The sequence below is a fragment of the Arthrobacter sp. HS15c genome (genome assembly GCF_040812005.1).
Classification (GTDB): domain Bacteria; phylum Actinomycetota; class Actinomycetes; order Actinomycetales; family Micrococcaceae; genus Arthrobacter.
This window is the reverse complement of sequence record NZ_JBFOHM010000002.1, coordinates 105,673-118,361: the sequence shown is the minus strand read 5'-3', so window position 1 is coordinate 118,361 and position 12,689 is coordinate 105,673. Positions and strand designations below refer to the sequence as shown.

General features: G+C 65.7%; 11 protein-coding genes. 6 read left to right on the top strand and 5 right to left on the bottom strand.

Annotation, left to right across the window (positions count from 1 at the left end; all coding sequences use genetic code 11):
* The first annotated feature begins 179 nt into the window (after positions 1 to 179).
* Entirely contained in the window at positions 180 to 401 is a 222-nt protein-coding gene (locus tag ABV518_RS03560; protein ID WP_367765430.1) for a hypothetical protein, read from the top strand.
* Positions 402 to 575: 174 nt separating this feature from the next.
* Here ABV518_RS03560 and ABV518_RS03555 read toward each other — a convergent pair whose 3' ends face one another.
* The 4 genes from ABV518_RS03555 to ABV518_RS03540 all read right to left on the bottom strand — a co-directional run bounded on the left by ABV518_RS03555 (position 576) and on the right by ABV518_RS03540 (position 5,838).
* Positions 576 to 1,892: an RNA polymerase sigma factor gene (locus tag ABV518_RS03555; protein ID WP_367765429.1), complete on the bottom strand. Its 1,317-nt coding sequence runs from the start codon at positions 1,890 to 1,892 to the stop codon at positions 576 to 578.
* 249 nt (positions 1,893 to 2,141) lie between these two features.
* Positions 2,142 to 3,398: a DUF4192 domain-containing protein gene (locus ABV518_RS03550; RefSeq protein WP_367765428.1), complete on the bottom strand. Its 1,257-nt coding sequence runs from the start codon at positions 3,396 to 3,398 to the stop codon at positions 2,142 to 2,144.
* Between the two features lie 82 nt (positions 3,399 to 3,480).
* A complete protein-coding gene (locus ABV518_RS03545; RefSeq protein WP_367765427.1) occupies positions 3,481 to 4,830 on the bottom strand; it encodes a nitrate/nitrite transporter in 1,350 nt (449 codons plus the stop codon).
* A gap of 69 nt (positions 4,831 to 4,899) precedes the next feature.
* A complete protein-coding gene (locus tag ABV518_RS03540; RefSeq protein WP_367765426.1) occupies positions 4,900 to 5,838 on the bottom strand; it encodes a proteasome assembly chaperone family protein in 939 nt (312 codons plus the stop codon).
* Positions 5,839 to 6,097: 259 nt separating this feature from the next.
* Between ABV518_RS03540 and ABV518_RS03535 the strand changes: the two genes are divergently transcribed.
* The 4 genes from ABV518_RS03535 (at position 6,098) to ABV518_RS03520 (ending at position 11,620) form a co-directional block, all read left to right on the top strand.
* The gene (locus tag ABV518_RS03535; RefSeq protein WP_367765425.1) at positions 6,098 to 7,624 is read left to right on the top strand and encodes a leucyl aminopeptidase; all 1,527 of its coding nucleotides are present in this window, start codon (positions 6,098 to 6,100) and stop codon (positions 7,622 to 7,624) included.
* 251 nt (positions 7,625 to 7,875) lie between these two features.
* Entirely contained in the window at positions 7,876 to 9,258 is a 1,383-nt protein-coding gene (gene lpdA / locus ABV518_RS03530) for a dihydrolipoyl dehydrogenase (RefSeq protein WP_367765424.1), read from the top strand.
* 116 nt (positions 9,259 to 9,374) lie between these two features.
* Positions 9,375 to 11,102 (top strand): 2-oxoglutarate dehydrogenase, E2 component, dihydrolipoamide succinyltransferase, encoded by a 1,728-nt coding sequence (sucB, locus tag ABV518_RS03525; RefSeq protein WP_367765423.1) that lies wholly within the window; start codon positions 9,375 to 9,377, stop codon positions 11,100 to 11,102.
* Between the two features lie 167 nt (positions 11,103 to 11,269).
* Complete coding sequence (locus ABV518_RS03520; protein WP_131134244.1) at positions 11,270 to 11,620, top strand: hypothetical protein; 351 nt, start codon at positions 11,270 to 11,272, stop codon at positions 11,618 to 11,620.
* Between the two features lie 88 nt (positions 11,621 to 11,708).
* Here ABV518_RS03520 and ABV518_RS03515 read toward each other — a convergent pair whose 3' ends face one another.
* Positions 11,709 to 12,077, bottom strand: a complete 369-nt coding sequence (locus ABV518_RS03515; protein WP_367765422.1) for a VOC family protein — start codon at positions 12,075 to 12,077, stop codon at positions 11,709 to 11,711.
* Positions 12,078 to 12,213: 136 nt separating this feature from the next.
* Here ABV518_RS03515 and ABV518_RS03510 point away from each other — a divergent pair, with 136 nt between their 5' ends.
* Positions 12,214 to 12,642, top strand: coding sequence for an OsmC family protein (locus tag ABV518_RS03510; RefSeq protein WP_367765421.1), 429 nt, complete (start codon positions 12,214 to 12,216; stop codon positions 12,640 to 12,642).
* Positions 12,643 to 12,689: the final 47 nt, after the last annotated feature.

The following is a 12,689-nucleotide window of genomic DNA, read 5'->3' as shown; positions in this document are numbered from 1 at the left end:
CCGGTCTGCCACTCCTGGCAGAGCGTGTGGGCGGGGCCACTCGTGATGGTTTTGTGATCAGGTCAGCGCGCCTTGATGAATTCTTGCGGATACGCGTACAGCGAACTTGCCCCATCCTTGCGATGGAATTGCTACGAATACTGGTTACATAGACATACAGATCTACTAAGGAGGCCGAAATGACAACAGCAGTGGCAGACCGCACACTCAACGCACTGGACCGGTGCGATCGCTGCGGAGCGCAGGCATATGTCCGTGTTGTACTCGAGTCCTCCGGCGGGGAGCTGCTCTTCTGCGGCCACCATGCCCGCGCGGTCGAGTCAACGCTCAAGCCGTTGAGCTCCGACTGGCAAGACGAGACGGGCCGGCTTCACGAGAAAGCGCCCGTAACAATCGACTAGACCGCCAGGAATCTTTCAGGACCCCTCCGCCGGAGGGGTCCTGAACCTTTTTAAGCCGGGTTTGCCGGAGCCCCCGTGGCAAAAAGATGCGGGCCGCCGGGCGTCCATGATCCGTAGGATCGTCGACGCCGGGCGGCCCGCATCTCGTTGAACCGTGTCCCGGTCCGGCCTGTCCTAGTCCAGGTAGTCCCGGAGCACCTGCGACCGCGACGGGTGGCGCAGCTTGGACATGGTCTTGGATTCGATCTGGCGGATGCGCTCACGCGTGACGCCGTAGACCTTGCCGATTTCGTCTAAAGTCTTCGGCTGTCCGTCGGTCAGGCCGAACCGCATGGCCACCACGCCGGCTTCGCGCTCCGAGAGGGTGTCCAGCACCGAGTGCAGCTGCTCCTGCAGCAGCGTGAAGCTGACAGCATCCGCGGGAACCACGGCCTCGGAGTCCTCGATGAGGTCACCGAACTCCGAGTCGCCGTCCTCGCCGAGCGGGGTGTGCAGCGAAATAGGTTCGCGGCCGTACTTCTGGACCTCGACGACCTTTTCCGGGGTCATGTCCAGTTCCAGGGCCAGCTCTTCGGGCGTGGGTTCGCGGCCCAGGTCCTGAAGCATCTGGCGCTGCACACGGGCCAGCTTGTTGATGACTTCGACCATGTGCACCGGGATGCGGATGGTGCGGGCTTGGTCGGCCATGGCACGGGTGATGGCCTGGCGGATCCACCAGGTGGCGTACGTGGAGAACTTGAAGCCCTTGGTGTAGTCGAACTTCTCCACTGCACGGATCAGGCCCAGGTTGCCTTCCTGGATCAGGTCCAGGAACAGCATTCCACGGCCGGTGTAGCGCTTTGCCAGGGAGACCACCAGGCGGAGGTTGGCCTCCAGCAGGTGGTTCTTGGCGCGCTTGCCGTCGTGGATGACGAACTCAAGCTCGCGCTTGAACTTCGGGTCCATGGAGCCGTCATCGGCGTTGATCTTCTCTTCAGCGAAGAGCCCGGCTTCAATCCGGAGCGCAAGGTCAACTTCCTGCTCGGCGTTGAGCAGCGCAACCTTACCGATCTGCTTCAGGTAGTCCTTGACGGGGTCGGCAGTGGCGCCGGCGGACATGACCTGCTGGACAGGGGCGTCGTCGTCGTCGGCGTCGGAGTAGACGAACCCCTTGCCGGTGGCAGCTGTTGCTTCCTTGGCGGCGTTGATTTCACCGTCGTCGACGGCGTCCGGGCCGTCCAGGATGATGTCGTCGAGGTCTTCCTCGACGTCGTCCTCGTCGTCGGAGCCGCGGGCGGCTTTTCCGGCGGCTTCAGCAGCGGCCTTGGCGCCGGGCTTGGGCCCGCGCTTCTTGGGTTCAGGCCTGCCATCCCCATCACCGGCGGTGGCATCCTTGACAGCTTTGTTTGCTGCCCGCGTGGCTGCACGCTTGGCGTTCGTTGCAGCCTGCTTCTCCTCAGGGGACAAGTCGTCCTGGGCGGCGGGTTCCTTCTTCGCGGAAGACGGGGTCACAGAAAACCTTTCTAGCGGCGGTCTGTGGAATCACCATACGGGCAACACCACTATGACCCTGTCAAGTCCGTGATCAACATCAGGTGCAACCACGGCCGGCAGAGTCCTTAAGTAGAACTGCCGGGGCGGCTGTAATGTTCCCGAAAAGGGACCCATTACGTGCACCAGATTCACGGACCCAACCGGGTCTCGGCATCCATTGTCTCACGGTTTTCCCAAACGCGGCCGCACGCCTCCGCCCGCTCCCTGTCAGGCGGCATCAGGTCCAAACTTCTGCCAGGCAGCCTCCTTCCGCGCAGCCCAGCCGCAGAGAGTCCCCCGCCGGACAAGTTCGAGCAGGAGTTCAGCGAGCCGGTAACCGGGTTCTTCGTCCAGCGCCTGCCCCAGGTGCGCCGCTGCATACGAGCCACGTCCGCGGCACCACGAAATCCAGCCGCGCCCCGAGAGCGCCGCCGCGGCGGCCTGCCCGCCACCGGCTGCCAGCTGCTCCAGGACGCGGTCCAGGTTGTTCACACTGGTCCAGTCCGGCACGGGCGGCTCCAGGCCCAGCAGGACCTCGCCGTATCCCGGCACCGCGGACTTCGGATCCGGTGCCGATTCGGTCACGGCAGTCGCGGTGCCGGACCCGGTGTCCTCCAGACCAGCAGCTTCCTGCAGGCCGGCCGCCCGGGGACGCACTGGCGCCAGGCGGAATTCGGAGTCAAAAATCCCAAACTGCTCCGCGCCGGCGCGTGCGGCAGTCCTGCCCGCGGCGGCCATCACCAGCACCGCGTCCCGCCAGGAAGGTACGCGCAGTGATGAACGGAGGAAGCCCTGGACGAGCGGGTCGGCCGGGCACTGCCCGGAACGGAGCAGCGGTTCCCAGGAGTCAAGGAGCGCGTCGAACTGTTCCCTGCTGCCCCGGCGGAGATCCAGCGGGACCATCCACGCCGCTTCGGCTGCGCGCAGCCGGGTCGTGTCCTCCGAGGACATGGCGACAGGCGCGGGACGCTGTTCCTCGGGCGCCGGCCCGACGCTGCTGCCGCGGAAGACCATTTCGGCGTTAAGCCTGCTGTCCAGGATGTCACTGGTGGGACGGCCCGGCAGTGGGCAGCAGGATTGGTCTGTGCAATAGGCGTCGCGCCAGTACGAATCGCCCACATACCAGGCGTCCCGGACGGGCATCCCGGCGGTGCCAAGCGCTGCCTGCAGCGATGCCAACAGCCCTGTGTAGGTCTGGACCGAGCCCAGGCAGCCGTCCATCCAGCCCTCATTGGTGAAGAACACCAGCAACGAGGCGTCGGCGTGCCGGTCAGCGCGCAGGTAGTCCCGGACGGTGCCGGCAAACTTCTTCGGGTCCGCAAGGACCTCGGGGCCGGGCAGGTCAAGGCGGAGCGTGGCCCCGAGGCGTTTGCCCTGGAGTGCCATGGCCACCAGGCTGTCAGCCGGCCAATACCCGAGGGAGTGCGGAATGAACCCAAGGATGTCCTCGGGGCCGTGGACGGTGAGGTGTTCTGGAGGAGTCATGCCTCAAGCTTTGGCGCACCAGCAGCCAGGCGTCAGGGGCAACCTGCCTTAAGTGGAGAAAGCCCGGTGTGGAGGAACAGTGTCAGTCGTCGGCGGCGGGTGTCCGCTGCTTCTTCCGGGCCAGGTTTTCCCGCCGCTGCCGGGCGAGGGCCCGCAGGAGCGGCGGAACAACGACTCCTTGCGCCGCCATCTGCCGGCGCACCTTCCGCCGGGATGCCAGCGTCGCAAAGACGCCGATGCCGATGAGCAGGAACTGGACGCAGAGTGCGATCCGGAACGGTTCCAGCCCGTAGAGGACGCCGTTGGAGAACCCGCTGGCGTACAGGATGTCCAGCACCAGCCCGATCAGGAAAATCGCCACGAGCGCGGCGATGAAGCCGCCCACGTTGACGATGCCCGTGGCTGTGCCGATCCGGTGCGCCGGGTTGAACGTCCGGGCGAAGTCGAAGCCGATCATCGAACCGGGCCCGCCAATGGCCAGGACCACCACCAGCCCGGCCAGGAGCCACATCGGCGAGCGGCCCGGCATCAGCAGCACCGCGGCCCAGGCAGCTGCCGTCGCACCGGCGATGAGCAGGACCATGGTGGAACGCCGCAGCGGGTGCCGCGACACAAAGCGTCCGATGAAGGGGCCCACGGCCATGGCGGCGGCCACGTAGAGCGCCATCAGGGCTGCGACGGTTCCGGCGTCCAGTCCCTGGCCGGAGATGAGGAAGGGATAGCCCCAGGTCATGGCAAACACTGTGCCGCTGAACTGGATGGTGAAGTGGCTCCACATTCCCAGCCGGGTGCCCGGCTGGCGCCAGGCCCTCGCGAGCGAGGCTCCCGTGGCCTTGAGCCCCTGCTGCGCCTGGGGCCGCGGCGTGCCCGGCGGAACATCGAGCAGGAACAGGAGAACCAGTACGACGGCGAGCCCGGACATCCCTGCCAGCATCAGGAACGCCGGGGTCCAGCCGGCGGAATGCAGGACCAGGGCAAACGGGACGACGCTGAAAAGCTGCCCCAGCTGGCCTGACATTCCGGTCAGCTGCGTAACGAGGGGCACGCGCGCCGGGGCGAACCACAACGGAATCAGGCGGATGACCGAGATGAAGGTCATGGCATCGCCGGCGCCTACCAGCACCCTTCCCAGCACACCGCCGGGGATGCTGTCGGCGAACGCCAGCTGGAGCTGCCCGAGGCCCATCAGGACTGCGCCGCCGGAAATCATGGCCCGGGAGCCGAACCGGTCCACGAGGACGCCGACCGGGATCTGGAGCCCGGCGTAGACCAGGAGCTGGAGAACGGTGAAGAAGGAGATGGCCGAGGCGCTGGCGTGGAACCTCTCGGTGGCTTCAAGACCCACCACGCCGAAAGAGGTCCGCTGCGAGAGGGCTACCAGATACGCGAAAATTCCGATGGTCCATATCAGCCAGGCGCGGGGTGCAGTCACTCTCCCCATTATGCCCGGGCTGCCTTGCCCGCCGGGTGCGGGGCCGCCAGACGGACAGGCACGGGACGGCTACTGGCCGGGATTTTCCCGGGCGAGGTAGGCCTCGACGGCGGCACCCAGCTCGTCGCCGTTGGGCAGGTTGTCGTTCTCGTCGGCCAGCAGCGACCTGCGGACGGTCCCCTCCGCTTTCTCGTCGTAACGGGATTCGAGGCGTGAAACCACCTGCTGGACGTCCTCGGACGCATCGATCTGCTCGGCAATCTGGCGGCTGACTTCCCGGCCGGCTTCGCGGAGCCGGTCCGTGGGCAGCATCAGGGACGTCGCCGCGCCCAGGTATTCCAGGCCGGCCACGGCAGCCGTGGGGTATTCCGCCTCGGCGAGGTAGTGCGGAACGTGGATCACATAGCCGGCGACGTTGCGCCCGGCTTCGACGAGCCGGAGTTCCAGGATGTGGCCAACAGCCGCGGGGACTTCCACGGTGGGCTTCCATACCGAAATGCCCTCGATCAGGTCCGGCCGGTTTCCGTGGACGGTGACTCCGACCGGGCGCGTGTGCGGCACCGGCATGGGAATGGAGTGGATCCAGGTCACCAGGTTGACGTCCAGTTTTTCGGCGATGCCCACCACTGCGCGGGCGAAGCGCTCCCACTGGAGGTCCGGCTCAAAGCCGGCCAGCAGGAGGAACGGAAGGCCAAGGCCGTCCGTCAGCCTGTAGAGCGCGAGTTTTGGCGCCTGATAATCCTGCAGGTGGTCTTCCACGAACGAAACGTGGGGCCGCCGGGACCGGTAGTCGATGAGCTGGTCGGCGTCGAAAACCGCCACCGGCTCGGCGTCGAGGGTATCGAGCAGCTCGGCGTTGATCTGCTTAACAACATGCCCGGCGTCGGCAAACCCGGTAAACCCCATTACCAGGTTCAGGCCCCGGAGCGCCGGGCTGTTGAACAGCTCGATGTTGCTCGCATAGAGCGCATCGGGGTCCAGCAGGGAGCCGGAAATCCGTTCAAGCACGGCATGTTCCTTTCGTGGTTTCGGGTGGATACCTCGTACAACGCCCCGGGCCACCGCGGCATTCCACCTGGTGGTGTGTTGCAAGTCTCAGATGATTCCGCTGCGGCGGCGCAGACGGGCTACGATCGGAACTGGCCTGCCGGACGGGCTTGCGACGCCCCGGCGGAGTCCCAGGCCCACCGCAGCTTCGGTTTCCATGGCAGGACGCCAAACATGCATTCCTGCCCGAACAATCTTTGAGAATTGAGGACTGATCCCTATGGTCAAGAATACTGAAATCAACCTTAGTACCCTCTCGCGGGACCTTAAGAAGGCCCCCAGTGACGCCGTTGTCATCGGGGTGGGCCAGGGACCGGACGGCCCCGTCCTCCTGGAGAATCCGCTGACGGCCAAGTCCGCCGAAGCATTGGCCGACTCCCTGAAGGTCCTGGGCGTCACGGGCGCCGCCGACCAGGTGGTCCGGCTCCCCGGCCTCCCTGAAACCGGCGCCGGCGTCCTCGTCCTCGCCGGTGTGGGCAAGGTGGGCGCAGACCTCGCCCTCGCCGGGGAAGCGCTCCGCCGGGCGGCAGGTTCCGCCGTGCGCCAGCTTGCCGGCTTCACCACTGTGGTTCTGGCACTTCCGACGGCGGGTGTCTCCGATGTCGCGGCAGTCGCCGAGGGTGCCGCGCTGGGTTCCTATGCCTTCACTGAATACCGCTCCTCCAAGGACGGCCTGAAGGACCCGGTCAGCAACGCCGTGATCTACACGGATATTGCCGGCGGTCCGGAACTGCGTTCGGCCCTGGTGCGGGCCGGCCTGATCGGCAAAGCGGTCAACGCCACCCGGTCGCTGGTCAACCAGCCGCCCAGCCACCTGTACCCGGAGTCGTTCGCCGAGGCCGCCAAGGAACTGTCCAAGGGACTGCCCGTCAAGGTGACCGTCTGGGACGAAAAACGCCTGGAAAAGGAAGGCTTCGGCGGCATCATGGGCGTGGGCAAGGGCTCCACCCGGCAGCCCCGCCTGGTGAAGGTCGAATACGCCCCCGCGAAGGCGACTGCAAAGATCGCCCTGGTCGGCAAAGGCATCACCTTCGACACTGGCGGCATCTCCATTAAGCCCGCCCTGGGCATGGGCGACATGAAGTCCGACATGGCGGGCGCCGCCGTCGTCCTTAACACTGTGCTGGCGATCGCCGGCCTTGGCTTGCCGGTCAAGGCCACCGCGTGGCTCTGCATTGCCGAAAACATGCCCTCGGGTGCCGCTTCGCGGCCCGCGGACGTCCTGACGATGTTCGGCGGCAAGACCGTCGAGGTGCTGAACACCGATGCTGAGGGCCGCCTGGTCATGGCGGACGGCATCGTCGCGGCGAGCCGGGAATTCCCGGATGCCATCATCGACGTGGCCACGCTCACCGGCGCGCAGCTTATTGCGCTCGGCAACCGCACGGCAGGCGTGATGGGGTCCGACAGCGTCACCGGCCCGCTCAAGGCCGCGGCTGACCGCGCGGGCGAACTGGTCTGGCCCATGCCGCTGCCTGAAGAGCTGCGCCCCAGCCTGGATTCCCAGGTGGCGGACCTGGCCAACATCGGCGAACGCCACGGCGGCATGATGACCGCTGCCGTTTTCCTGCGCGAGTTTGTGGGTAAGGGTAAGGACGGGGAGCAGATCCCCTGGGCCCACGTGGACATCGCCGGGCCTTCCTTCAACAACGGGAGCCCCTACGGCTACACCCACAAGCAGGGCACGGGCTGCACGGTCCGCACGCTGGTGGCCTACGTGGAGGACCTCCTGGGCGCCACCGCCTGACCAGCCTGCTGACGTGCCGCGCGGCTTTGTGACACTGGGGTGATTCCTTGAACACAAAGCCGCGTGACACTCACCACAAGCGCTCCACAAACACGGTGGCAAGGTGGAGCATGGATAAGTGGTTCGCTAAGGTGAACCACGGTAGTCACAAATGCAAGAGAACCTGCCTGCTGGCATAATCACGGCAGTACAAGTTCCAAGACCAGATGATGCGTACTCTCGCGTCATCGTTCACGCGAGGGAGCGTCTAAGTGGCCGATCAGGCAACTGCGCAAGAATTCGACATCCTGGTACTCGGTGGCGGCAGCGGCGGATACGCCGCCGCCCTGCGGGCCGTACAGCTTGGCTTCACCGTCGGCCTCGTGGAGAAGGGAAAGCTGGGCGGCACATGCCTGCACAACGGCTGCATCCCCACGAAGGCACTGCTGCACTCGGCCGAACTGGCCGACCACGCCCGTGACTCCGCCAAGTACGGCGTGAATGTCACCCTTGACGGCATCGACATCACTGCCGTCAACGCCTACAAAGACGGCATTGTTGCCGGCAAGTTCAAGGGCCTCCAGGGCCTGATCAAGTCCAAGGGCATCACCGTCATCGAAGGTGAAGGCAAGCTCCAGGGCACCGACACCGTTGTGGTGAACGGCACCGCCTACAAGGGCAAGAACATCGTCCTCGCCACCGGCTCCTACTCCCGCTCACTCCCGGGACTGGAAATCGGCGGCCGCGTCATCACCTCCGACGAAGCCCTGAAGATGGACTCCATCCCCAAGAGCGCCATTGTGCTCGGCGGCGGCGTCATCGGCGTCGAGTTCGCGTCTGTCTGGAAGTCCTTCGGCGTCGACGTCACCATCGTCGAAGGCCTGCCGTCCCTCGTGCCCAACGAGGACACCACCATCGTCAAGAACCTGGAGCGTGCCTTCAAGAAGCGCGGCATCAAGTTCTCCACCGGCATCTTCTTCCAGGGTGTTGAGCAGAGCGACACCGGCGTCAAGGTCACCCTCGTGGACGGCCAGACGTTCGAGGCTGAATACCTCCTGGTCGCCGTTGGCCGCGGTCCCGTCACCGCCAACCTCGGCTACGAAGAAGCGGGCGTCACCATCGACCGCGGCTTCGTCATCACCAATGAGCGCCTCCACACCGGTGTTGGCAACGTCTACGCGGTCGGCGACATCGTCCCCGGCGTGCAGCTTGCCCACCGCGGTTACCAGCAGGGCATTTTTGTGGCCGAGGAGATCGCAGGCCTGAAGCCTGTCATCGTCGAGGACGTCAACATCCCCAAGGTCACCTACTGCGAACCTGAAATCGCGACCGTGGGCTACACCGAGAAGGCCGCCAAGGAAAAATTCGGCGACGACCAGATCCAGATCCAGGAGTACAACCTCGCCGGCAACGGCAAGAGCTCCATCCTGGGCACCGGTGGCCTCGTGAAACTCGTCCGCCAGAAGGATGGCCCCGTAGTGGGCGTCCACATGATCGGCTCCCGCATGGGCGAGCAGATCGGTGAAGCCCAGCTCATCGTGAACTGGGAAGCATACCCGGAGGATGTGGCCCAGCTGCTGCACGCCCACCCCACCCAGAACGAGGCACTGGGCGAGGCCCACCTCGCCCTGGCAGGCAAAGCCCTTCACGGCTAAGCAGCCCCGCAATACAACAGGGCTTAGTGCACCGGGCATGATCCGCCGGGTGCACTAAGCTCGAACAAGCCAGCAATCATCCGCACAAAAAGATCAATAAGGAGAACGGGGACGACATGTCTGAATCCGTTAACTTGCCCGCCCTCGGTGAGAGCGTCACCGAAGGAACCGTCACCCGCTGGCTCAAGCAGGTAGGTGACCGGGTAGAGGTGGACGAGCCGCTGCTCGAGGTTTCCACCGACAAAGTAGACACTGAAATCCCCTCTCCCATAGCCGGCGTTATCGAGGAAATCCTCGTTGCCGAAGATGAGACCGCCGAAGTCGGCGCTCCGTTGGTTCGCATCGGTGATGGTTCAGGATCCGCAGCCCCGGAGGCAGCAGCGCCGGCCGAAGAAGCTCCCGCCGCCGCCGCCGAAGAAGCCCCCGCCGAAGAGGCCCAGGCCGCACCGGCTGAAGAGGCTCCCGCTGCTGCCCCCGCGGCAACCGGCGGCGAAAGCCACGAGGTCACCCTCCCGGCCCTCGGCGAAAGCGTCACCGAAGGCACCGTCACCCGCTGGCTGAAGGCAGTAGGCGACTCTGTCGAGGTGGACGAGCCCCTCCTCGAGGTCTCCACCGACAAGGTCGACACCGAGATCCCCTCCCCTGTCGCGGGAACGCTGCAGGAAATCCGGGTCAACGAGGACGAAACCGCCGAGGTTGGTTCCGTCCTGGCCGTCATCGGTTCCGGTGCCGCTGCCCCCGCGGCAGCGCCCGCCGCCGCTCCGGCCCCGGCCGCCGAGGCGAAGGCCGAAGCCCCGGCTCCGGCTCCCGCTGAAGCCCCCAAGGCTGAAGCACCCAAGGCTGAAGCACCCAAGGCGGAGGCTCCGAAGGCTGAGGCTCCGAAGGCAGCGGCTGAGGCCGCACCGGCCGCGTCGGGCTCCGAGTCCGGCTATGTCACTCCCCTGGTCCGCAAGCTCGCCAACCAGCAGGGTGTGGACATCTCCTCGCTGTCCGGCACCGGTGTTGGCGGCCGCATCCGCAAGCAGGACGTGATCGCCGCAGCAGAAGCCAAGGCTGCTCCCGCCGCCGCTGCGGCCGCACCGGCAGCATCACCTGCCCCCGCCGGCCCGGCTGCGTCCTCCCTGCGCGGAACCACGCAGAAGGCTCCCCGCATCCGCCAGGTCATCGCCCGCCGCATGCGCGAGTCCCTCGAGGTCTCCACCCAGCTCACGCAGGTGCACGAAGTGGACATGACCAAGATCGCCAAGCTGCGACTCAAGGCCAAGAACTCGTTCCAGGCCCAGAACGGCGTCAAGCTCACCTTCCTGCCGTTCATTGCCAAGGCAGTGGCCGAGGCCCTCAAGCAGCACCCGAAGCTCAACGCTGCGTACGACGAGGACAAGCAGGAAATCACTTACCACAACGCCGAGCACCTGGCGATCGCCGTGGACACTGACAAGGGCCTGCTGGTTCCGGTCATCTCCGACGCCGGCAACCTGAACCTGGCCGGCCTGGCCGGCAAGATCGCCGACGTCGCAGGCCGTACCCGCGACGGCAAGATCGGTCCTGACGAACTGTCCGGCGGCACGTTCAGCATCACCAACATCGGTTCGGTCGGCGCCCTGTTCGACACCCCGATCATCAACCAGCCGCAGGTGGGCATCCTGGGCACCGGCGCGATCGTCAAGCGTCCCGTAGTGGTAGCCGACGAGAACGGTGACGACTCGATCGCCATCCGCTCCATGATGTACCTGTCCCTGACGTACGACCACCGCCTGGTGGACGGCGCAGACGCAGGCCGCTTCCTGCAGACCCTGAAGGCCCGCCTTGAAGAAGGCGCCTTCGAGGCTGACCTGGGGCTCTAACCTCAGGGCCGGAACGTACGACGGCGGTGCACGCACCGGTGGGAAACCGCCGGAACGCGTGCGCCGCCGTCGTGGTTTAAGTGCCCGGCGGCAACCGCGGATGCGACACACAGGGCGGCACGGCCAGCCTTACTACATGGCGTAGAACGTCTGGCTAGACTGTTGCCATGATTATCGTCTACAACATCATGGTCTTCCTGCACATCGTCGGCGCCGCCATGATCGTCGGCATCTGGATCGGCAACATGAAGAAGCCCACGGTCCACCCCCGGCAGTTCGACGGCGCGGCGCTGCAGCTCATCACCGGCATCGTGATGATGGGGCTGATCCCGGCCCTGGACATGGACGCGAACTACTTCAAGCTGGGCATCAAGTTCGCGATCGCGCTGGCCGTGGGCGTCCTGGCCTTCATCGGACGCCGCAAGTACAAAAAGGGCGAGGACATCAGCAAGGGCCTCGCCCACAGCGTGGGCGGGCTGGCGCTCCTCAACGTGGCCATCGCCACCTTGTGGAACTGACCCCTCAACCACCACGACGGCGCCGCTCCCCTTGCCCGGGAGCGGCGCCGTCGCTGTTTGATCACCGCTGTTTGATCACCGCCGGTGGTCAGTCCGCAGCGATGCAGAACTCGTTTCCCTCGGGGTCGTGCATGACCACCCAGTGGAAGTCGGCGATGTTGTGCCGCTCCACGAAGGCGGCGCCCAGCGACTCGGCGTGGGCACGGATGGCTGACGCATCGGGTCCGTGGATGTCCAGGTGGAGGCGGCGGCGTCCTTCGGTGGCATCCGGCACTTTCTGGAAAGCAAGACGGGGAGCTCCCGGAGTGGCTGGCGCCAGCCAGAGGAAGTCACCGGACCGGGAGGAAACCGGGGTCCCCAGGAGCGAGGACCAGAATCCCGCCAAACGCTCGGGATCCTCGGCATTGACCATAATGGTCGCGATCCGGGCCTGCGGGGCGGCGGTGTTTTCATCCATGGTCCACATCCTAGGCGGTCACAATCCACTGAGAGCGGACAGCCCGTGCATGGGCGCCGCAGAGTCCCTAGGATGGGAACCGGCGGGGCCCTGGCAGGAGCCGGCCCCGGTTCGAATCTACCTTTGAGGAGTGGACATGGCTGCAACACGCACCGCACACACAGTATGGAACGGCGACCTGATTTCCGGTTCGGGTCAGACCACGCTGGACAGCTCAGGCCTGGGCACGTTCGACGTCACCTGGAAGGCGCGCACCGAAGCAGCCGAAGGCAAGACCAGCCCGGAAGAACTGATCGCAGCCGCCCACGCCAGCTGTTTCTCGATGGCGTTCAGCCACGCCCTTGCCGGGGCCGGCCACGCTCCGGAGGAAATCAACACCAAAGCCGCCGTGACGTTCGTTCCCGGCACGGGCATCACCGGCAGCCACCTGACCATGTCCGCCAAGGTTCCCGGCATCTCCGAAGAAGAGTTCCAGAAGATCGCCGCAGAAGCCAAGGTAGGCTGCCCCGTCTCCGGCGCGCTGGCCAGCATCGACATCACCCTGGATGCGACCCTGGAGTCCTGATCCAGACACGCAGCGGCGCTGTTGGCAGCTGCAAACACTAGGCCCTG